The sequence below is a fragment of the Streptomyces sp. NPDC048248 genome (genome assembly GCF_043201875.1).
Classification (GTDB): domain Bacteria; phylum Actinomycetota; class Actinomycetes; order Streptomycetales; family Streptomycetaceae; genus Streptomyces.
Genome location: NZ_JBICZL010000002.1, coordinates 411,085 through 432,487 on the forward strand (window position 1 = coordinate 411,085; position 21,403 = coordinate 432,487).

Below are 21,403 nucleotides of genomic sequence, written 5' to 3' on the forward strand. Positions count from 1 at the left end.
CTTGCGTGGAGCGGTGGGGGGATGTTCCGGCACGAGCACGGGCGGAGGTGCTCACCGGGCCGGCCCGCTGGGCGGGGCGGCCCGGCCGGTCATCGGGCGGACGGCAGCGGGGTGGCCGTCCGTGGCGGGGCGATTCCGCGGAGCGGCGGGGCCGGCTCCGGGGCGGGGTGCCGGGCGCCTGCCGTGGCCTTGGCGAAAGCGGGCGCCCCGCCGGTCAGTGGCAGTTCCGCTGTGGTGCGGGACAGGTCGAGGGTGAGCCGCGGCCTGGAGGGCGGCGGGTCGATCAGTCCCGCGTCGGTGCCGGCCACGATGAGGGCGAGACGGTGCCCCGCGGGCACGATGTGATCGCTCGCGGCGAGGTCCAGGGTGATCGTGTACCGCTTGCCGGGGGTGAGCGGTCGGCCCTTGTGGTCGTCGGCGTGGTTGCCGAGGTCGGCCCAGCCGCGACTGAAGACGGTGTGCGCCACCTTCCGCGTGTCGGCCGCGGTGTCCTTGAAGCAGCCGGTGTCGCCGGTGGTGCCGGCGCCCCAACAGGTGCGCGTGCCGAGGGTGGTGATGCCCTCCCCCTCCGCGGCGTAGTTGCGGATCGTGTCGGGGCCGACGTCCACCAGGACGGCGGAGAGGTGGGCGGTCGAGGTGCTGGGGGTGGCGGTCACCGTGACCTTGCCGGCGCCGGAAAGTCGCAGGGGCGCGCGCAGGGGGCCGGTGGCGAACCCCGCCTTGGCGGGTGTCGATTCGTCGATATGCGCCGCCCAGTCGGCCTCGCTCAGCTCCGGGTCGTCGGTGAACTGCGCGGTCGACCCGTGCGGCGCGGGCTCGGTGCCCAGGACGCCGACGCCGGGCGTGGTGCCGTTGCGCGGCCGCAGGGTCGTGGCCGTGGTGCCCGCCGCGGGCCACCGGGCATCGGTCGTCCAGCTGTCGGGGGCGCGCTCGACGTCCGCCATCGGGGCGCGGTCGATGCCGTTGTCGTAGCCCATCAGGTAGTGGTCGAACCACTGGTGGAGGGTGCGCACCCAGTCCGTACGGCGGAAGTCGAAGGGGTCGACGTGCCCGGTCCGGGAGAGCCAGATCTTGCGCTCGACGCCGTGCCGGGCGAGGGCGTCCCACCACCGGCCGGCGTGCCGGGTACGCACGTTGAGGTCCTGCATCCCGTGGACGAGGAAGACGCTCGCGCGCACCTTGCCCGCGTCGGGGACGTAGTCGCGCTCGGTCCACAGGCCGGTCCAGTCGCCGGTGCGCGGTGCGCCGTCGGCGAGCCGCTGCTGTACGGCGGCGCAGCGTTCGCGGGCTTCGGGGCTGTCGACGTAGTCCGCGAGACCGTCCGGGCCGGAGTCGTAGAGCGGGGCTCCCTTGGCGAAGTAGTAGTCGTACCAGGAGGAGATCCCGGCGATCGGGACGATGGTTTTCAGCCCTTTGACGCCGGTGGCGGCGACGCCGTTGGCGATGGTGGCGTCCCAGCTCTTGCCGATCATGCCGGTACGGCCGTTGGACCAGTCGGCGGCCACCGGATGTCCGGCGGTGCGGGCGTCGTAGGCTCGGCCCCTGCCGTTCAGCCAGTCGATGACGGCCTTCGCCGAGCGGATGTCGGAGCGGCCGCCGACGTCGACGCAGCCGTCCGAGCGGTTGGTACCCGCGAGGTCGACGAGGACCGTCGCATAGCCGCGCGGCACGAAGTAGTTGTCGTAGTAGAGCGGGAAGCCGACCGGCCTGCCGCGGTCGTCGTAGGTTTTCTTCTGGCTCTCGTTGCCGCGCCCGCAGCAGGAGTAGTAGGGGCTGGCGTCCATGATCACGGGTATTTTGCGGCCCTGCTGCGCGGGTTCTGCCGGGCGCACTATGTCGACGGCGACCCGGTCGGTCCTCCCGTCCGCGTCGCCGTCGAGCCGGGTGTCCACCCAGACCGACTCGCGTATCGCGCCGTCGTAGGAGTAGACCGGCGTGCTTTCGCCGGGGGCCGCCTGTGCGCCGCTCGGGCTCACCAGAGCGGACAGCAGGCCGACGACCGCCGCCACCGCGAGGGCCTTCCAAGGGATGCGGGGAACCCGCGCACGAATCGTCACGGGCGGACGGTAGCGCGGCTCAACTCCCGTGCGTAAGGGTGCGTGTGACGAGGAATGTGCGGGCGGTGACAGTCGGCGGGGGATGGGGCGGGAGGGGCACCGGCGACGTCGGACGCTTCATGTCGGTCATGTGTCAGATGTGGCCATGTGCATGACGGTGACCCACTGAGTACATAGGGTCTGAAGCGATCCATCTCCCCTACGAGTTGGAGGACTCGTGCGTCACAGACTCCTCGTCCCGGGCGCGGCCGCGCTCAGCCTGCTGCTGGCGATCCCGGCATCGGCGGCCGGCCATGCTGATCTGCACAGCACGCCCGGCGCTCCGGGTGTGGGCGACACCTACTACCCCGAGAGCGGAAACGGCGGATACGACGTTTCCCACTACGACCTGCGTCTGAAGTACCAGCCGAAGACGGACCTCCTGGAAGGCACGGCGACGCTGCTCGCCCGCACCACCCAGGACCTCTCCCGCTTCAACCTGGACTTCGGCCTGAAGGTCAGCGAGATCCGGGTCAACGGCAAGAAGGCGGCCTTCACCACCTCGGGCAAGCACGAGCTGGAGGTCACCCCTGCCACGCCGCTGGCGAAGGGCGCGCAGATCAGCGTCGTCGTGCGCTACGCCGGCAAGCCCTCGGAGCTGAAGATCGACGGCTACAGCGCCTGGGCCCGTACGCCGGACGGCGGCGTGGTGGCGCAGGAGCCGGACGCCGCCGTGTGGTGGTTCCCCAGCAACGACCACCCCACCGACAAGGCGACGTACGACATCTCGGTCGCCGTCCCCGACGGCACCCAGGCGCTCAGCAACGGCGTGCTGGCCTCGCAGTCCTCCAAGCTCGGCTGGACGCGCTACAACTGGCGCTCCGACAAGCCGCAGGCGACGTATCTGACCACGCTCGCGGTCGGCAAGTTCGACGTCACCACCGACAAGACCGCGAACGGCCTGCCGGTGATCAACGCCGTCAGCAAGGACCTGGGCGCCAACACGGGGTCGGCGTGGGCGAGCATCGAGCGCACCACCGAGATCACCGAGTGGCTGGAGAGCGTCTTCGGCGCCTATCCGTTCAACGCGGTGGGCGGCTATGTGCCGAACGTGCCGGCCGGGTACGCCCTGGAGACCCAGACCCGCCCCTTCTACGGGAAGAAGGCCTTCGACCGGGGCACGAACGTCTCCGTCGTGGTCCACGAGCTGGCGCACCAGTGGTACGGCGACAGCGTGTCCCTCAAGGACTGGAAGGACATCTGGATCAACGAGGGCTTCGCCGCCTACAGCCAGTGGCTGTGGTCGGAGAAGGAGGGCGAGGGCACCGCTCAGGAACTCGCCGACTACGTCTACGCCCAGCACCCGGCCGATGACGCCTTCTGGAAGGTCAAGCCGGGCGACCCCGGTGCGGAGAACCAGTTCGACGGCGCGGTCTACGACCGTGGCGCGCTGACGCTCCAGGCTCTCCGCAACAAGGTCGGTGACCAGGTCTTCTTCGACCTCCTGAAGTCCTGGCCGACGGAGAACAAGTACGGCAACGCCTCGGTGGCCGACTTCGTCCGGTTCGCGGAGAAGAAGTCCGGCACGTCGCTGACCGCGTTCTTCGACACCTGGCTGTTCCAGCCGTCGAAGCCGTCCGCGGGGGCGGCGAAGCAGGCGTTCGGTACGCAGGCGAAGCAGGTCGCCGAGCCCGCGTCCTGGCGGAAGATCGCGGCCACGCACGACATCCACGCCCACGGCCACTGACCCGATAGCAGGCGCGCGGCGCCACCGGGTGCCCACCCGCCGCCGCGGAGGATTCGCTCCTCCGCGGCGGCGGTCGTCGTGTGGAGCGGCCCCGGGAGGCGGTCATCGCGCGGCGTCGCGCTCCCGCCGCGCCGCCCGACGGGCCCGGCGCGCCACAGGCAGGAACCGCAGCCGCTCCGGCAGTACGGGGACCACGGCGCGCACGACCCGGCCGAGGCGACGCAGCCTGCGCTCCTGGCTCTCACTCCACTCCAGGCCGATCGCGTCGCGTGCGTCCGGCGGCATCAGGCCGATCGTGACGAAGCGCCGGAAGCGGACCAGCAGCGGCAGGAGCACCGGCCAGATGGTCCGCAGCAGCGTCCGCAGGACCGCCGGACCGCGGTCCGGGACCGGCAGCCGCAGGTCCGTTGCGGTCAACTCCCGTACCACGACGGTCTTTTCGAGTTCGCCGTCCAGGACACCCCGGTAGTACGGCCAGAACGCCTCGATCGTCTGCGGCATGTCGCGGTCGTGAATCCCGAGCACCCTGCCGACCCGGAGCCACTCCGCGTACAGCTGCCGCTCCTGCGCCTGGGTGAAGGGGCGGCCCAGGTAGTTCTGGGCGTGCAGGAAGACGGGGTAGCCGGTGGCGTGGACCCAGGCGTAGTGGGCCGGGGTGAGCGCGTGGTATTTCCTGCCGTGCGCGTCGGTCCCCTGGATCACCTTGTGCAGGCGCCGCAGCCGCCGGCCCTCCTCGGCGGCGCCCGGGCCGCCGTACACCCACAGCTGGAGCGAGAGCAGCGAACGCTCACCGCGGCCCCACGGGTCCGTGCGGAACACGGAGTGCTCGTCCACCCCCGCACTCACCGCCGGATGCGCGACCTGCATCGTCAGCGCGGCGGGCAGGGTCAGCAGGATGCGGATGTCCCCGACCAGGGACCAGAGCACGCCGCCGGGCGGCGGGGGAACCGGCTCCGGGGTCCGGGGTATCGATCCGCTTCGCACCACTTTCATGACATAAGCAATGATACGACCGCTCCAGGTCGTTGCGGCGTACCCCGTGCGGCGTGCTCGGGGCCCGGACGGTGCGAGAGGAGCCGCGTCGTCCATCCCGCCACCACCCGGTGGTTACCCTGAGGTAACCACAGCTGGTTTGATGAGCGTCGCCGGATCACACCCAACCCCCATAGGGAGATTCAGTGTCGCTCTCCGCGTCGCGCACGACCCGGGCCGCCGGGATAGCCGCGGCACTCGCCGCCGTCACCCTCGCCGGGTGCCCCACCGCTTCGGCCGCCACGGCCCCCCACCTGAAGGTGCTGACGTACAACGCCTTCCTCATGAGCAAGAACCTCTACCCCAACTGGGGCCAGGACCACCGCGCGCAGGCGATTGCCGCCGCGGACTTCTTCCAGGGCAACGACGTCGTCGTGCTCCAGGAGGCGTTCGACAACTCCTCCTCCGAGGCACTGAAGTCCCGGGCCGCGGCGCAGTACCCGCACCAGACCCCGGTGGTGGGCCGGAGCAAGGACGGCTGGGACGCCACCGGCGGCGCCTACTCCGCCCTCACCCCCGAGGACGGCGGGGTGACCCTGCTGAGCAAGTGGCCGGTCCTGCGCAAGGAGCAGTACATCTACAAGGACGCCTGCGGATCGGACTCCTACTCCAACAAGGGCTTCGTCTATGCCGTGTTGGACGTGCACGGCACCAAGGTGCACGTGGTCGGCACACACACCCAGTCCACCGACTCGGGGTGCGCATCGGGCGAGGCGGCCGCGGACCGCGCCAAGCAGCTCAAGGAGGTGGACGCCTTCCTCGACGCCAAGAACATCCCGGCGGACGAGGAGGTCATGGTCGCCGGCGACCTGAACATCGACTCCCGCAGCGGCGAGTACGACGCGCTGCTGGCCAATGCCGACCTGGCTCCGGCCGACACCCGCACGGGCCACCCGTACTCCTTCGACACCCAGGACAACTCGATCGCGAAGGACCGCTACCCGACGGACCCGCGCGAGGACCTCGACTACGTCCTGCACCGCAACGGCCATGCCCGGCCCGCCTCTTGGCAGAACGACGTGGTCAAGGAGGAATCCGCGCCCTGGACGGTCTCCAGCTGGGGCAAGGACTACACCTACACCAACCTGTCCGACCACTACCCGCTGATCGGCGGCTGATCGGCGGCTGACCAACCGTCGGTCCACCGCGCGCCCCACCGCCAAGGGGCGCGCGGTCGGCGGCAGACCCACAAGCCTCCCCGCCGACCACTGTCCGGATCACCGGTCCCCGAGGGCGAGGGCGGTGGCAACCGGGGGCATCAGCCCTTCGATGACCTGGGCCCAGTCCATCAACCGCTCGTCGCTTCCTGCCCGGCCGACGCACTGCAGACCGTTCTCGGCCCGCCCCGCGGGGAGGGACAGGGAGGGCCAGCCCGCGTAGCTCCAGGGCAGACACATGACGGAGTCGCCCGTACCGTCCAGGCCGAGGGGAGCCGGCCCCGTGGCAGCGGGGCACATCCACACATCGACCTCCGCTGCGTCGGTCGCCCGCAGCAGGCGGGTACGGAACTCCTCCCTTCGCCGCAGGCCGTGCTCGTACCGCTCCCGGGAGATCGACTGTCCTTGGCGGACCGTGGCCGCGGACTTCTCCCGGTAGAGCCTGCCGTGCCGGGGAAACCACTCACCGTGGCTCCGGGCGGCCTCGTAGCGGTTCACGGTGAACAGGTCGTCGGCCGTACGGGCAAAATCCGCGAACATGGGCACCCGGCGTACGGGCAACCCGGCCGCCGACAGGCGTGCCACCTGCCGTTCGAATGCCGCACGCGCCTCCCGTCCGGCTCGTTGCAGGTAGGGCCCGTCGGGTACACCGAACACCGGACTCCCGCACCGGGTTTCCCCTACCGGTCGCCACCCGTCGCACAGCACCGCCGCTGCCGTCGCCGCCGTGGAGATCGTCGCGGCGAAGACCCCGAGGGTGTCGAAAGACGGCGCATTAGGGATCACGCCGTCGACCGGAATCCGACGGGCGGTCGGCTTGAAGCCCACAACACCGCAGTACGCCGCGGGGCGGATCACCGATCCGACCGTCTGCGTCCCGACCGCCAGCGGCACCATCCCCGCCGCCACGGCCGCTGCCGACCCGCTGCTCGAGCCCCCGGGCGTGTGGTCGAGGGCATGGGGATTACGCGTCGGACCCGGCGCGCTCATGGCGAACTCCGCCGTCACGGTCTTCCCCGCGATCAGGGCCCCGGCCTCACGAAGCCGGTCCACCACTGCGGCCTGCCGGCCCTCGAACTCCTCCGGGGGCAACAGGGAGCCGGCCCGGGTCGGCAGACCGTCCACACGCACGATGTCCTTCACGGCGACCGGGACACCGAACAGCGGCGGTCGCGACGCGACGGCCGGCCACCGCTCGTGGACCGCGCCGAGTTCCCGGCGAACGCGCTCCCGCCGGGCGGCACTCGTCTCCGATTCCGCGACGAAGGCGTGGAGGGCGCGGTCCCTCTCCTCGACCCGCTCGCACCACCTGTCAACCGTCACGGACGGCGAACCGTCCCCCTCATACGTGTGCGCTTCCACACGGAGCAGACTGCCGGACCCGCATCGCCCGTCGGTATGCCGAAGGGCGGCCGCGGACGCCCCGGTGGGCATCCGCGGCCGCCCTGGTGACTCAAGGCGTCCGCCGGTGTGCGGCTACTTCGTCAGGCGGCGTTCCTCGGCGATGCGGCTCACCCGGCCGCGCACCGCGAACCAGCCGCCGATCAGCGCCAGCGCGAGGACCGGGATCAGCAGCACGGTCTGCCGGCCGACGCCGTCGTCGAACCACATCAGCACGATCACACCGAGCAGGAACGCGATGGTGGCGATGTCGGTGACCGGGGTGCCCGGGAGCCGGAAGCGCGGGCGCTCGACCCGGCCTTCCTTCGAGCGTCGCACGAAGACCATGTGACAGATCATGATCGTGCACCAGGTACTGATGATGCCGAGCGCCGCGATGTTCAGGACGATCTCGAACGCCTTGCCCGGGACGACGTAGTTGAGCCCGACGCCCAGCACGCACACCGCGGAGGTGAGCATGATGCCGCCGTACGGCACCTGGCTGCGGTTCATCAGTCCGGCGAACTTGGGCGCCGAGCCCGCCATCGACATCGAGCGCAGGATGCGGCCCGTCGAGTACAGACCCGAGTTCAGGCTCGACATCGCCGCGGTCAGCACGACGAGGTTCATCACGTCGCCCGCCGCCGGCACACCGACATTGGACAGCACGGTGACGAAGGGGCTCTGGCCGTCGACGTACTTGTTCCAGGGCAGCAGCAGCGTCAGCAGCAGCACCGAACCGACGTAGAAGACGCCGACCCGCCACATGATGGAGTTGACGGCCTTCGGCACGACCTTCTCCGGCTCGCTGGTCTCGCCCGCGGTCACACCGACCAGCTCGACGGCGGAGTAGGCGAAGACCACGCCTTGGAGCACGATCACCACCGGCAGCAGACCGGTCGGGAAGATGCCGCCGTTGTCGGTCAGCAGATCCAGCCCCGGCGTGTGTCCGCCGACCGGGTGCTGGGTCGCGAGAAGGAAGATGCCGATGAACATGAAGACGACCAGTGCCGCGACCTTGATGATCGCGAACCAGAACTCCAGCTCGCCGAAGATCTTCACCGAGATCAGGTTCACCGTGAGCACGACCGCCAGGGCGATCAGCGCCATCACCCACTGCGGGATGTCGGTGAACAGGCTCCAGTAGTGGGTGTAGAGCGCGATCGCGGTGATGTCGGCGATACCGGTGGTCGACCAGTTGACCACGTACATCCAGCCGGCGACGTAGGCGCCCTTCTCCCCCAGGAACTCACGGGCGTAGGAGACGAAGGATCCGGAGGACGGGCGGTGCAGTACCAGCTCGCCCAGGGCCCGCACGACGAAGAAGGCGAAGAGGCCGCAGACCGCGTAGGCGACGGCCAGCGCCGGACCGGCGGAGTGCAGACGGCCGCCGGCGCCGAGGAACAGGCCGGTTCCGATCGCGCCGCCGATGGCGATCATGTTGACGTGCCGACCCTTGAGGCCCTTGCTGTAGCCCGCGTCGCCCGCATCCTGCGACCCGTTCCCCCCGTCCGGTGGCCTGTGGGCTTCCTCCGTGAGGGTTTCTGTGCTCACTGCTGGTTCATCTCGCTTTCGGGCAGGCGCTGGTGCCAGGACCGGATTTCGCGGATCGCGCGAAGTCGGCCGACGGCACACCTTCCCCGAAGAGCGCTCCCCCGTCTGTGGGCAAGATCACAGGTCACCTATCCCCGTTGTGAGGTGAGTGCGTTTGTCCCTATTTGATCCGCAGATCGGTGTCGGTTGCCGGAAAGATCACAGCATGTCCGTATACCGCGATTCGCCCCCGCCGGGGCGGCGCGGAAGGTTTCACAGGAGTGGTGAGACAGCAATACTGTTGAACATGATGGAGTCCGCCACCGACCTGACGGTCGACGAACTGGCCGCCCGCGCCGGCGTCACCGTCCGCACCATCCGCTTCTACAGCACGCGCGGGCTGCTGCCGCCGCCCGAGATCGGCCCGCGGCGCGTCGGCCGCTACGGCGCCGACCACCTCTCCCGCCTCGCGCTCATCGAGGAACTCCAGCACCAGGGCATGACGCTTTCGGCGATCGAGCGCTATGTGCAGCAGCTGCCGCCCGACCTGAGCGCGCAGGACCTGGCCATCCATCGCGCGCTGGTGGCCTGCTGGATCCCGGACAAGGCGGAGGACGCCACCCTCGACCAGCTGGAGCGGCGGGTCGGCCGGGAGCTGACCGAGGAGGACCTGGACCGGCTGGCGGCCATGAGTGTGCTCGTACGGACCGATGACCCGCAGGTCTTCCGGGTCGATCCGGGGCTGCTGCACCTGGGGACGCGGCTGCTGGACGTGCCCATCGCGCTGGAGACGATCCTCGCCGCACGCACCGTGGTCATCGAGCACACCCGCTCCGCCGCGCGCGAGCTGGGCCGGCTCTTCAAGGACGAGGTGTGGGAGCCGTCCCGTGACGGCGCTCCGGACGCGGAGGAGAGGGCGCGGATGAAGTCGCTGTCCGCCGACATGCAGCCGATGGTGGTGCAGGCGCTGGTCACGGCATTCCAGCGCTCGATGAAGGAGGAGCTGCGCGAGTGGTTCGGCACCGGGGAAGGGTGAGCGGGGCGGGCCGCGACGACCCGCCCCCGCACACGGTCAGTCGCTGAACTTCTCGCCCTTCTCGGCCTTCTCCACCAGCAGCGCGGACGGCGCGAAGCGATCGCCGTAGGCCGCCTGCAGCTCACGGGCGCGCGCGACGAAGCCGGGCAGCCCGCCTTCGTAGCCGTTGATGTACTGGATCACGCCGCCGGTCCAGCCGGGGAAGCCGATACCGAAGATGGAGCCGATGTTGGCGTCGGCGACGGAGGTGAGGACGCCCTCCTCGAAGCAGCGGACGGTGTCCAGCGCCTCGGAGAACAGCATCCGCTCCTGCATGTCGCGGAACGGGATGGTGGCGTCGGGCCGGGTGAAGTGCTCGCGCAGGCCCGGCCACAGGCCGGCACGCTTGCCGTCCTCGTCGTACTCGTAGAACCCGGCGCCGCCACTGCGGCCGGGGCGCTCGAACTCGTCCACCATGCGGTCGATGACGGAGTCGGCCGGATGCGCCTGCCAGCTGCCGCCGGCCTCCTCGACCGCCCGCCGGCTCTCCCGGCGGATCTTGCGCGGCAGGGTGAGGGTGAGTTCGTCCATCAGGGACAGCACCTTGGCGGGGTAGCCGGCCTGGGCGGCGGCCTGCTCGACGGAGACGGGGTCGAGGCCCTCGCCGATCATCGCCACACCTTCGTTGATGAAGTGGCCGATGACGCGGGAGGTGAAGAAGCCGCGCGAGTCGTTGACGACGATCGGCGTCTTGCGGATCTGGCGGACCAGGTCGAAGGCCCGGGCCAGCGCCGCGTCGCCGGTCCGCTCGCCCTTGATGATCTCCACAAGCGGCATCTTGTCGACCGGCGAGAAGAAGTGCAGCCCGATGAAGTCGTCCTGGCGCTCGACCCCCTCGGCGAGCGCGGTGATGGGCAGGGTGGAGGTGTTGGAGCACAGCAGGGCGTCGGGGGCGACGATCTGCTCGATCTCCTGGAACACCTTGTGCTTGAGGGAGACGTCCTCGAAGACCGCCTCGATGACGGCGTCACAGCCGGCGAGGTCCTGCGGGTCGGCGGTGGGCGTGATGCGCGCCAGCAGCTCGTCACGCTTCTGCTCGGTCGTGCGCCCCCGGGCAAGTGCCTTGGCGAGGATGCCCTCCGAATACGCCTTGCCCTTCTGCGCCGCCTCGGCGGTGACGTCCTTGAGGACGACCTGCATCCCGGCCTTGGCGCAGGAGTAGGCGATGCCCGCGCCCATCATGCCCGCGCCGAGGACGGCGACCTTCTCGACCGGGCGGGGCTCGATGCCCTTGGGGCGATTGGCCCCGGAGTTGACGGCCTGGAGGTCGAAGAAGAACGCCTGGATCATGTTCTTGGAGATCTGGCCGGTCACCAGCTCGACGAAGTAGCGCGCCTCGATGATCTGGGCGTTCTCGAAGTCGACCTGGGAGCCCTCGACGGCCGCGGCGAGGATGTTGCGCGGCGCGGGGTACGGCGCGCCGTTGACCTGCTTCTTGAGGTTGGCGGGGAACGCCGGGAGGTTGGCTGCGAACTTCGGCTGGGCGGGGGTGCCGCCGGGGATGCGGTAGCCCTTGACGTCCCAGGGCTGCTGGGACTCGGGGTGCTCGTCGACGAAGGCGCGGGCCTTGGCGAGCAGTTCTTCCGGGGTGGCCGCGACCTCGTGGACGAGGCCGGCATCCTTGGCGCGGGTGGCGTTGTACTGCGTGCCCTGGAGGAGCACCTTCAGCAGCGCGTCGGCGATGCCCAGCAGCCGGACGGTGCGGGTGACGCCACCGCTCGCGGGCAGCAACCCGAGGGTGACCTCGGGCAGGCCGATCTTGGTGGCCGGGGTGTCGAGGGCGACGCGGTGGTGGCAGGCCAGGGCGATCTCGTAACCGCCGCCCAGCGCCGCGCCGTTGATGGCGGCGACGACCGGCACTCCGAGGGTCTCGATGCGGCGCAGGTCGCGCTTGATGCCGTTGCCCGCCTCGAATACCTGCTGGGCCTGTGCGGGGGTGACGGCGATCAGGTCGCGCAGGTCGCCGCCGGCGAAGAAGGTCTTCTTGGCGGAGGTGAAGATGACGCCGCGGACGCTGTCCTTCTCGGCCTCCAGGCGGTCGGCGACCGCGGTGAGGGATGCCTTGAAGGCGCTGTTCATGGTGTTGGCGGACTGGTCGGGGTCGTCCAGGACCAGGGTGACGACGCCGGTCTCGTCCTGTTCCCAGCGAATGGTCGACGGTGCAGTGGGCTCGCTCACTGTGGCTTCTCCGTAAGGGGGTGGGGCGGGGCGGTCAGAGGCGCTCGATGACGGTGGCGATACCCATGCCGCCGCCGACGCAGAGCGTGGCCAGGCCGTAGCGCTTGTCCTGCCGCTCCAGCTCGTCGATGAGGGTGCCGAGGATCATCGCGCCGGTGGCGCCGAGGGGGTGGCCCATGGCGATGGCGCCGCCGTTGACGTTGATCTTGTCGAGCGGGAGCCCCATGTCCTTGGCGAAGCGCAGCACGACCGCGGCGAAGGCTTCGTTGATCTCGACCAGGTCGATGTCGTCGACGGTCAGGCCAGCCTTGGCCAGGGCCTTGCGGGCGGCCGGCGCGGGCCCGGTGAGCATGATCGTCGGGTCGGAGCCGGAGACGGCGGCCGCGGCGATCCTGGCCCGGGGGGCGAGGCCGTAGCGCTTGCCGACCTCGGCGTTGCCGATGGCGACGAGGGCGGAACCGTCCACGATGCCGGAGGAGTTGCCGGCGTGGTGGACGTGGTCGATCTTCTCGACCCAGTGGTACTTCTGCAGGGCGACCGCGTCGAAGCCGCCGGCCTCGCCGATCATCGCGAAGGACGGCTTGAGGCCGGCCAGCGATTCCGCGGTGGTGCCGGGCCTGATGTGCTCGTCGCGGTCGAGGACGACCAGACCGTTGCGGTCGCGCACGGGCACGACCGAGCGCTCGAAGCGGTTGTCCTTCCACGCCTCGACGGCTCGCTCCTGGGAGAGCGCGGCGAAGGAGTCGACGTCGTGCCGGGAGAAACCCTCGATGGTGGCGATGAGGTCGGCGCCGATGCCCTGCGGGACGAAGTTGGTCTCGAAGTTGGTCATCGGGTCCATCGCCCAGGCGCCGCCGTCGGAGGCCATCGCGACACGGGACATCGACTCGACGCCGCCCGCCAGAACGAGGTCCTCCCAGCCGGAACGGACCTTGGCCGCGGCCATGTTGACGGCTTCGAGGCCCGAGGCACAGAAGCGGTTCTCCTGGACGCCTGCGACGGTGTCGGGCAGGCCGGCGGCGATCGCGGCGACCTTGGCGATGTCCGAGCCCTGGTCCCCGACCGGGCTGACCACACCGAGCACGACGTCGTCGATGGCGGCCGGGTCCAGCTCGGGGAAGCGGCGGCGGAGTTCGTGGATGAGGCCGACGACGAGGTCGACGGGCTTGGTGCCGTGCAGCGCGCCATTGGCCTTGCCGCGGCCGCGAGGGGTGCGGATCGCGTCGTATACGTACGCTTCGGTACTCAAGTCAAGCAGCCTTTCGCATGAGGGTGGGGCATTCGCAGCGGGTGGGGCCGGCCTGGGCGGGTCAGCCGAGGAGCGAGCGGCCGATGATCTCCTTCATGATCTCGGTCGTCCCGCCGTAGATCGTCTGGATGCGGCCGTCGGTGAAGGCCCTGGCCACGCGGTACTCGGCCATGTAGCCGTAGCCGCCGTGGAGTTGCAGGCACCGGTCGGCGACGCGCTTTTGCAGTTCGGTGGCCCACCACTTGGCCATCGAGGCGTGCACCGCGTCCAGTTCGCCGGCGGAGTGGTCGGCGATGCAGCGGTCGAGAAAGGCTCGGGTGACGGCGCATTCGGTGGCCATCTCGGCTATCTCGAACCGGATGTGCTGGAGCTTGGCCAGTGGCCGCCCGAACGCCTCGCGCTCCTTGACGTATGCGCTGGTGATCTCCAGGAGGTGCTCCGCGCCGGCGATGGCGGCCACCGCGATGCCCATCCGCTCCTGCGCGAGATGGGTCATCAGATGGACGAAAGCGCCGTTGAGCTCACCGAGCAGATTCTCCTTGGGGACCCGCACGTCCTGGAAGAACAGCTCGGCGGTGTCCTGCGACTTCTGACCGATCTTGTCGAGGTTGCGGCCCCGCTCGAAGCCCTCCATGCCGCGCTCCACGACCAGCAGGCTCAGGCCGTGGGCCCCGCCCTCCGGCGTCGTCCTGGCGACGACGATGACGAGGTCGGCGAGGATGCCGTTGGATATGAAGGTCTTGGAGCCGTTGAGCAGCCAGTGGTCGCCGCGGTCCTCGGCGGCCGTGCGAATGCCCTGGAGGTCGGAGCCGGCGCCCGGTTCGGTCATCGCGATGGCGGTGACGATCTCGCCGCTGCAGAAACCGGGCAGCCAGCGGCGCTTTTGCTCCTCGGTCCCGAGGGTCGTCAGATACGGGCCGATGATGTCGTTGTGCAGGCCGACGGCGAGTCCCGCGGCGCCGGCCCGGGTGAACTCCTCGGCGAGCACGGCGCTGTAGCGGAAGTCGCTCTCCCCGCCGCCGCCGTACTCCTCGGGCACGGCCAGGCCCAGCAGCCCCTGCCGGCCGGCCGCCCGCCAGGCGTCCCGGCTGACGATGCCGTCCTTCTCCCACTGGTCGTAGTGCGGCGTCACCTCCTTGGCGAGGAAGGTGCGTACGGTTTCACGGAAGGCCGCGTGGTCCTCGGTGAAGATCTGGCGCTTCATGGGTACGGGCCCTCCTCAGAGCCAGTTCTTGACGGTCTCGATCAGCTTCGCGGGCTCGGGCCCGACCGGGTGGACGTTGAGCATCGTCACGCCCGCCTCCCGGAAGGCGGCGATGCGGTCACGGACGTAGCCCTCGGGCCCGCACAGCGACATCAGCTCACAGAGCTCGTCCGGTACGGCGGCCTCGGCCTCCCGCTTCTTCCCGGCGAGGTAGAGCTCCTGGATGGTGTCCGCGGCGCGCTCGTAGCCGTAGGCGGCGGCCAGGTCGTGGTAGAAGTTCTTGCCCTTGGCGCCCATGCCGCCGACGTACAGCGCGATGGTCGGACGGGCGAGGTCCCGCGCGGCAGCGGCGTCCTCCCCGATGGCCAGCAGCCCGCCGGCGACGGTCTGCAGGGGCCCGAGTGCCGGATCGCGCCGGGCCGCGCCCTCGGCGAGGGGACCGCCCCACACCTCGGCGGCCTTCTCCGGAATGAAGAGGGTGGGCAGCCAGCCGTCGGCGACCTCGGCCGTCATCCGGACGTTGGCGGGCCCGAGTGCGGCGACGTACACCGGGATGTCGGGGCGCACCGGCCGGGTGAGGATCTTCAGCGGCTTGCCGAGCCGGCCGCCCTTCTCCGCCGGCAGCGGCATGTCCGTGATGCCGTGGTGGTCGATGACCTCGCGACGCCAGATGCGGCGGCACAGCTCGATGGTCTCGCGGGTGCGGCCCAGCGGTTTGTCATAGGGCTTGCCGTGCCAGCCCTCGACCACCTGCGGGCCGGAGGCGCCCAGGCCCAGCAGGGCCCGGCCGCCGGAGACCGCGTCCAGCCCGGCGGCGGTCTGTGCGATCAGTGCGGGTGTGCGGGAGTAGACGTTGAGGATCGCCGAGCCGATCTTGGCGCGCTCGGTCCTGGCGGCGAGGAATCCCATGATCGTCGGTGAGTCGAAGCCATAGGCCTCGGCGACCCAGATGGCGTCGAGGCCGGCCCCTTCCAGGGCCGCCACCTGGAGTGCCGCCTCGCGCGGGTCCGCCGCGTACTGCAGTGTCGTGGCGAGTTCCATCAGCTTCCTGCGTCCTTCCGGTGGCCGGGCTCGGCGGTGAGAGCGGGGACCTGCCAGTCGCGTGCGACCTCGGCGGTGTCGGCTCCGGGCTGTGCGGGCGGTGTGCGCACCGCGCCGGGGGTGAGCGAGAAGCGGGGCGCCGGGGCGGGCTGGGTGATTCCCCCGTGGTCGACGAAGGTGCCGCGGGCCGCGAGATGGGGGTGCGCGGGCGCCTCGCGCAGGGAGAGGACGGGGGCGACGCAGGCGTCGGAGTCCTGGAAGACCGCCGTCCACTCCTCGCGGGTACGGGTCTTGAAGCGGGCGGCGATGGCGGTGCGCAGGTCGCCCCAGGCGGCGAGGTCGTCGCGGGCCGGGACCTCGCCGTCGATCCCGAGCAACCGGATGAATGCGGCGTAGAAGCGCTGCTCCAGCGCGCCGACCGCCATATGGCCGCCGTCGGCGGTCTCGTAGGTGCCGTAGAACGGTGCGCCGCCGTCCAGGAGGTTGGCGCCGCGCCGGTCCTGCCAGCCGCCGGCCGACAGCATGCCGTGGATCATCGCCGTCAGATGGGCCGTGCCGTCGACGATCGCGGCGTCCACGACCTGGCCCCGGCCGCCGTCGGTGCGGGCGTGCTGGAGCGCGGCGAGGACGCCGATGACGAGGTAGAGCGAGCCGCCGGCGTAGTCGCCGAGGAGGTTGGCGGGGATGGCGGGCGGGCCGTCCGCCGGACCGATCATGCCCAGCGCGCCCGTGATGGCGATGTAGCCGATGTCGTGTCCGGCGGTGTCGGCGAGCGGTCCCTGCTGCCCCCAGCCGGTCATCCGGCCGTAGACCAGCCGGGGGTTGCGCGCCAGGCACTCCTCGGGGCCGACGCCGAGCCGTTCGGCCACACCGGGCCGGTACCCCTCGATCAGCACGTCCGCCCGCGCGGCCAGATCGAGGACCTGGGCCACGCCGTGGGGGCTCTTGAGGTCCACCAGCACCGAGCGCTTGTTGCGGTTGGTGACGTCGTGGTCCGGGTCGATGCCCAGACCGGCGCCCCCTGGCCGGTCGACGCGGACGACATCGGCGCCGAGATCGGCCAGCAGCATGGCGGCGAAGGGGCCGGGACCGATCCCCGCGAGCTCCACGACGCGCACACCGCTCAGCGGGCCGTTCCCTGACTCTGCCATCGCGCCCCCTGCGGTCGCCACACTGTGACACTTCTGATGTAACACTCGTGATGTTAAGAACGTGTTCCACTTTCCACAAGCCCCCCTCGCCAAGTGACGGCCACCGGAAAAGGCCCGTGCCGGCGATGCGCAATTGCCATCGCCGTCACGGGCCTTCGCGCACCTCGCTGCCGGTGCGCCTGCGGGCGTCCTGCCGGGCGCCCTACCTCCCGTCGAGTTCGGCGACGAGCTTCTTCGGGGCTATGACGCGGTAGGACTCCTCGGTCCAGTCGCAGAGCAGGTCCGACCGCGGGGCGTCCGCCACCTCCAGCGGAATCCGCACCCACCCCGACCTGCCCAGGCCGTATCCGGCCGGCTCGGCCCCGGGCGAGGACAGCGCATGGGCGTGCGCCTCCGGGCCCACGAGTTTCATGGTGATCCCCAGCGGATAGCTGCCGTCACCGACGCCGAGGAAGACGAAGACCTTCTTGTTGACCTTGATGACGCTCTCCCCCCAGGGGAACTCCTCGGCAGCTCCCGGAAGTCCCAGCGCGAACGTCCGCACGCGCTCGCGCACCGCCGCCGGACCCGTTGCCTTGGCCATGAGCTCCTCCACGTCCGTCCCCCGTACGGCACACCGTGCGCCGCGCGCTGCTCCCGCCGCACACCGGCTCCCTCGCACCCCACGCTAACGGCGACCACCGACAACGGCCCCCGCAGCGCGGGATAACGGGCCGACGGAGGGACAATGCGCCCATGTCACCTCCGCAACTCGCCGCCGCACTGTTCGATTTCCAGCACGGTCAGGGACTGCGTCAGTTCACCGAGCTGGGGATCGCGCTGCTGCTGTCCTCGCTCATCGGGCTGGAGCGCGAGGCCCGGCAGAAGAGCGCCGGGCTGCGCACGCACACGCTCGTCGGGGTGGGCAGCGCGCTGTTCATGGAGGTGTCGATCCACGGCTTCGGCGCGCTGATGGGCATGGACGACGTCTCCCTCGACCCGTCCCGGGTCGCCGCCCAGGTGGTGTCGGGCATCGGCTTCATCGGCGGTGGCCTGATCTTCGTCAAGAAGGACGCCGTCCGCGGACTGACCACGGCCGCCACCATCTGGCTGACCTGTGCCATCGGCATGGCGTGCGGCGGCGGCCTGCCACTGCTCGCGGCCGGCGCGACGGCGGTGCACTTCCTGATCGTCCGCGGCTTCTCGAAGGTGTCGGAGCGGATGTCGTCGGTGCCGTCCTTCGTGGAAGTGGAGCTGCGTCTGACCTACCGCGCCCAACACGGACTGCTGGGGCGCATATTGCAGATGTGCACCAGCAGCGGTTTTCGGGTGACCGACGTACAGGTGCAGACGGGCGGCGGCGAGCGGGTCTCGGCGGAGGTTCTGCTCCGTCTGGAAGGGGCCGGTTCGGCGCATCCCTTGGTGGAGGCGCTGACGGAACTGGACGGCGTGCGCGGGGTGTCCCTGGGACGGCACGACGACAGGACCGAGTGAGGGACACCGGCCGGGCGGGCCGCCCCGAGGCGCTCGGCGATGGCGGGAAAGCTTCCTCACGAGCCCGGCGCCCCACTCGCTCCGTCCCGTGCCCCGGTGGGCCGGGCCCCGGTGTCCGGTGGCCCCGGCGGGCCGGGCCCTGCGGCCGCCGGCACGAGGTGGTCCTCCGGCAGCTCGGGGTCGAGCAGCCGCGCCAGACGCCGGGGGACGTTGCCGCCCACCAGGAGGATGACGAGCAGCGTCAGGCCGAAGGTGAGGGCGGCCAGCGCCTGCCCCAGGGGCATCCCCTCGGCCAGCCGGGCGCCGAGGACGGGGGCCACGGCGCCGCCGAGCGCCCCGGCGTTGTAGACGAACCCCAGGGAGGCGGCGCGGGTCGCGGTCGGGAAGTGGCTCGCGATGTACTTCGGCAGGATTCCCGAGATGCCCTGGCCGAGTGCGAGCAGCCCGAAGAGGAGCACCCCCAGTCCGACGAGGTTGTCCCGTACCGCGAAGACGGGGAAGACGAAGGCCAGCGAGGCCAGCAGGGTGCAGGCGTAGGCGCGGCGGGTACCGAACCGGTCGCCGACGAATCCCGCCAGGCAGCAGCCCGCCATGGTGCCGAAGCCCGCGTAGAACATCACGTCGGTGACCTGCGCGGGCGCGTAGCCCAGCTCGGTCTTGAGGTAGGTGGGCAGCAGGGCCTGGATGGGCCAGCTGTAGAGGAAGGCGCAGAACACCGTGGCCATCAGGGACACGTACAGCAGCCATCCGCGGCGGCCGCCGAGTTGGACGGCGAAGGCGGTCAGGCACAGCGCCGCGGCGGCGGACAGCCAGGGGACGTGGCCCGCGCCGACCGGGGTGAAGACGCAGAACAGGGCGGCCGAGGCGGCCGCGGCGAGGGCGGCGTTGAGCCAGGGGCGGAGCCGGCCGGTGAACAAGGGGCGGAAGGGGTGGGGGCGTTGCGTGCCGTCGGCCGCGGCGATCTCGGTCTGCCAGTCGCCGGCTTCCGGCAGTGCCCTGCGCACCCAGAGGGCGACCAGGACGGGCAGCACGCCGATCCAGAACATCCAGCGCCAGCCCCAGTTCGGGACCACCCATTCGTAGAGCTCGGCCGCGAGGACGGTGCCGCCCGCGTAGCCGGAGATCAGGAATCCGGAGGCGCGGTTGCGCAGCCGGGTGGGCCAGCTCTCCAGCACATACGTCACGCCGGCGCTGTACTCCCCCGCCATGCCCAGGCCGATCACCAGGCGGGCGACGAACAGACTGCTGTACCCCCAGGCGAACCCGCAGGCGAAGGTGCCCAGGGAGTACAGCAGGATGCTGGTGATCATGGCGGCCTTGCGGCCGTAGCGGTCGCCCAGGGCGCCCAGGACCGCGCCGCCCAGCCAGCGGGTGATGAAGGCGCCCGAGATGAGTGAGGCGGCGGTGGCGGTGTCGAGCCGGAACTCGTCGGCGATCTCGGTGAGGACGAGGGTGATCAGGACGAAGTCGAAGCCGTCCAGGAGGTAGCCGATCCAGGCGGCGAACATGGCCTTCCACTGGCGCGGGGTGGCCTCCCGGTACCAGGGGGCGCCTTTGGCGGGGGTGGCCGTGGGGCGTGTCGTCACAGCAGTCCTGCCTCCTCGATCGCTCGGCGTACGGTGCGGCGTGCGGCGTCGTCGAAGGCGGCTGCGGGGCAGCGCCGGCCGGTCTTCCGATGACGCCGGACACGGGAAGCGCGGCTTCGGCGGGGAGCCACGCGGGAAAGGGCATGCGGGCCGGCTTTCTGCCGTGCCGGGCCGTGCCCCTGGGGCAGTCGGTCCGGCAATCCGGACATTGGACGTCCTATGTCTGCGGTGAATGTGGCGCCGCGCCGACGCGGCGTCAAGGGTGTCCGCAGCCCTCCGGGACCAACCGACGTACGGGTTCCGTCATTGACGGGGCGACAGCCACTGCCTAAGGTCCCGACTCCAGGTCGAGAGGACGCGCAATGCGACGGCAGGACACCTCAGGACGAGCTCATGACCTCGTCCTCTACGGCGCCACCGGCTTCGCCGGGGCGCTCACCGCCGAGTATCTGGCCCGGCACGCTCCCGCGGACTGCCGCTGGGCGCTGGCGGGCCGCAACACCGAGAAGCTGGGGCGGCTGCGCGACCGGCTGGCCGCGATCGATCCCGCCTGTGCCGACCTTCCGCTGCTGCGGGCGGACAGCGCCGACGCGGAGTCGCTGCGCGCGCTGGCCGAGGACACCCGTGTGCTGGCCACGACCGTCGGCCCGTATCTGCTGCACGGTGAGCCGCTGGTCGCCGCCTGCGCCGAAGCGGGTACGGACTACGTCGATCTGACCGGCGAGCCGGAGTTCATCGACCGCATGTTTCTGCGGTACGACGCCAAGGCCCGGGCTTCGGGGGCGCGCCTGGTGCACGCCTGCGGCTTCGACTCCGTACCACCCGACCTGGGTGTGCACTTCACGGTGGGCCTGCTGCCCTCGGACGTGCCGCTGCGCATCGACGGTTTCGTGCGGACCAACGCGACGTTCTCCGGCGGCACTCTGGCGTCCGCGCTGACCGTCGCGTCGCGCCCGGTGGCCATGGCGCGGGCCGCTCGGGAGCGGCGTCGGGCCGAGCCGGGACCGGAAGGGCGTACGGTGCGGGCGCCGTTCGGGCCGCCCGTCAGGAGCGCGGAGGCGAAGGTCTGGGGAGTGCCGCTGCCGACCCTCGATCCGCAGGTCGTCGCCCGCTCGGCCGCAGCGCTGGACGCCTACGGCCCGGACTTCCGCTACCGCCACTTCGCGGGGGTGCGGTGGCTGCCGATCGCGGTGGGCGGGGCGTTGGGTGCCGGGGCGCTGGCGGCGATCGCGCAGGTGCCGCCGGCGCGCCGCTGGGTGTCGGGGCGGCTGGAGCCGGGTGACGGGCCGAGCCAGGAGCGGCGGGCGAAGAGCTGGTTCTCGGTGCGCTTCGTGGCCACGGGAGGCGGCAGGAAGCTGGTCACCGAGGTGTCCGGCGGCGACCCCGGATACGACGAGACGGCGAAGATGCTCGCCGAGTCGGCGCTGAGCCTGGCCTTCGACGATCTGCCGGAGCGGTCGGGTCAGCTGACGACCGCCGTCGCGATGGGCGACGCCCTGACGGCGCGTCTGCAGAAGGCGGGCATGTCCTTCCGGGTCGTCGGGGAGTAGCCCGCCCTCGG

16 protein-coding genes are annotated in these 21,403 nt (G+C 70.9%); 5 read left to right on the forward strand and 11 right to left on the reverse strand.

Features of this window, described 5'->3' with window-relative positions; translation table 11 throughout:
* Nucleotides 1-89: 89 nt before the first annotated feature.
* On the reverse strand, nucleotides 90-2,057 hold the full coding sequence (locus ACGFZW_RS04990; protein WP_393891616.1) for a Xaa-Pro dipeptidyl-peptidase: 1,968 nt from the start codon (nucleotides 2,055-2,057) through the stop codon (nucleotides 90-92).
* A 217-nt stretch (nucleotides 2,058-2,274) separates the two neighbouring features.
* On the opposite strand from ACGFZW_RS04990, the gene ACGFZW_RS04995 reads away from it, so the two are divergent.
* Complete coding sequence (locus tag ACGFZW_RS04995) at nucleotides 2,275-3,783, forward strand: M1 family metallopeptidase (protein WP_393891617.1); 1,509 nt, start codon at nucleotides 2,275-2,277, stop codon at nucleotides 3,781-3,783.
* 102 nt (nucleotides 3,784-3,885) lie between these two features.
* Here ACGFZW_RS04995 and ACGFZW_RS05000 read toward each other — a convergent pair whose 3' ends face one another.
* A complete protein-coding gene (locus ACGFZW_RS05000) occupies nucleotides 3,886-4,776 on the reverse strand; it encodes an oxygenase MpaB family protein (protein ID WP_393891618.1) in 891 nt (296 codons plus the stop codon).
* Between the two features lie 185 nt (nucleotides 4,777-4,961).
* Here ACGFZW_RS05000 and sph point away from each other — a divergent pair, with 185 nt between their 5' ends.
* Nucleotides 4,962-5,933, forward strand: coding sequence for a sphingomyelin phosphodiesterase (sph, locus tag ACGFZW_RS05005; RefSeq protein WP_393891619.1), 972 nt, complete (start codon nucleotides 4,962-4,964; stop codon nucleotides 5,931-5,933).
* 99 nt (nucleotides 5,934-6,032) lie between these two features.
* On the opposite strand, the gene ACGFZW_RS05010 is transcribed toward sph, so the two are convergent.
* Both ACGFZW_RS05010 and ACGFZW_RS05015 read right to left on the reverse strand, forming a co-directional pair.
* Complete coding sequence (locus tag ACGFZW_RS05010; protein WP_393891620.1) at nucleotides 6,033-7,295, reverse strand: amidase; 1,263 nt, start codon at nucleotides 7,293-7,295, stop codon at nucleotides 6,033-6,035.
* Nucleotides 7,296-7,448: 153 nt separating this feature from the next.
* Nucleotides 7,449-8,906: an amino acid permease gene (locus ACGFZW_RS05015; protein ID WP_393891621.1), complete on the reverse strand. Its 1,458-nt coding sequence runs from the start codon at nucleotides 8,904-8,906 to the stop codon at nucleotides 7,449-7,451.
* A gap of 286 nt (nucleotides 8,907-9,192) precedes the next feature.
* Between ACGFZW_RS05015 and ACGFZW_RS05020 the strand changes: the two genes are divergently transcribed.
* A complete protein-coding gene (locus ACGFZW_RS05020) occupies nucleotides 9,193-9,921 on the forward strand; it encodes a MerR family transcriptional regulator (RefSeq protein ID WP_393891622.1) in 729 nt (242 codons plus the stop codon).
* A gap of 36 nt (nucleotides 9,922-9,957) precedes the next feature.
* On the opposite strand, the gene ACGFZW_RS05025 is transcribed toward ACGFZW_RS05020, so the two are convergent.
* The 6 genes from ACGFZW_RS05025 to ACGFZW_RS05050 all read right to left on the reverse strand — a co-directional run bounded on the left by ACGFZW_RS05025 (nucleotide 9,958) and on the right by ACGFZW_RS05050 (nucleotide 17,366).
* Nucleotides 9,958-12,138 (reverse strand): 3-hydroxyacyl-CoA dehydrogenase NAD-binding domain-containing protein, encoded by a 2,181-nt coding sequence (locus ACGFZW_RS05025; RefSeq protein WP_393891623.1) that lies wholly within the window; start codon nucleotides 12,136-12,138, stop codon nucleotides 9,958-9,960.
* A gap of 34 nt (nucleotides 12,139-12,172) precedes the next feature.
* A complete protein-coding gene (locus ACGFZW_RS05030) occupies nucleotides 12,173-13,387 on the reverse strand; it encodes an acetyl-CoA C-acetyltransferase (RefSeq protein ID WP_393891624.1) in 1,215 nt (404 codons plus the stop codon).
* Between the two features lie 61 nt (nucleotides 13,388-13,448).
* The gene (locus ACGFZW_RS05035; protein WP_393891625.1) at nucleotides 13,449-14,591 is read right to left on the reverse strand and encodes an acyl-CoA dehydrogenase family protein; all 1,143 of its coding nucleotides are present in this window, start codon (nucleotides 14,589-14,591) and stop codon (nucleotides 13,449-13,451) included.
* 15 nt (nucleotides 14,592-14,606) lie between these two features.
* Entirely contained in the window at nucleotides 14,607-15,632 is a 1,026-nt protein-coding gene (locus ACGFZW_RS05040) for an LLM class F420-dependent oxidoreductase (RefSeq protein WP_393891626.1), read from the reverse strand.
* Complete coding sequence (locus ACGFZW_RS05045) at nucleotides 15,632-16,783, reverse strand: CaiB/BaiF CoA transferase family protein (RefSeq protein WP_393891627.1); 1,152 nt, start codon at nucleotides 16,781-16,783, stop codon at nucleotides 15,632-15,634. Before ACGFZW_RS05045 ends, ACGFZW_RS05040 begins: the two co-directional genes overlap by 1 nt.
* A 202-nt stretch (nucleotides 16,784-16,985) precedes the next feature.
* Nucleotides 16,986-17,366: an MmcQ/YjbR family DNA-binding protein gene (locus ACGFZW_RS05050; protein WP_393891628.1), complete on the reverse strand. Its 381-nt coding sequence runs from the start codon at nucleotides 17,364-17,366 to the stop codon at nucleotides 16,986-16,988.
* A gap of 152 nt (nucleotides 17,367-17,518) precedes the next feature.
* Here ACGFZW_RS05050 and ACGFZW_RS05055 point away from each other — a divergent pair, with 152 nt between their 5' ends.
* Nucleotides 17,519-18,256 (forward strand): MgtC/SapB family protein, encoded by a 738-nt coding sequence (locus ACGFZW_RS05055; RefSeq protein ID WP_393891629.1) that lies wholly within the window; start codon nucleotides 17,519-17,521, stop codon nucleotides 18,254-18,256.
* A 56-nt stretch (nucleotides 18,257-18,312) separates the two neighbouring features.
* Here the strand turns inward: ACGFZW_RS05055 and ACGFZW_RS05060 are convergent, their stop codons facing one another.
* A complete protein-coding gene (locus tag ACGFZW_RS05060) occupies nucleotides 18,313-19,764 on the reverse strand; it encodes a sialate:H+ symport family MFS transporter (RefSeq protein WP_393891822.1) in 1,452 nt (483 codons plus the stop codon).
* Between the two features lie 440 nt (nucleotides 19,765-20,204).
* Here ACGFZW_RS05060 and ACGFZW_RS05065 point away from each other — a divergent pair, with 440 nt between their 5' ends.
* The gene (locus ACGFZW_RS05065; protein WP_393891630.1) at nucleotides 20,205-21,392 is read left to right on the forward strand and encodes a saccharopine dehydrogenase family protein; all 1,188 of its coding nucleotides are present in this window, start codon (nucleotides 20,205-20,207) and stop codon (nucleotides 21,390-21,392) included.
* Nucleotides 21,393-21,403 lie beyond the last annotated feature (11 nt).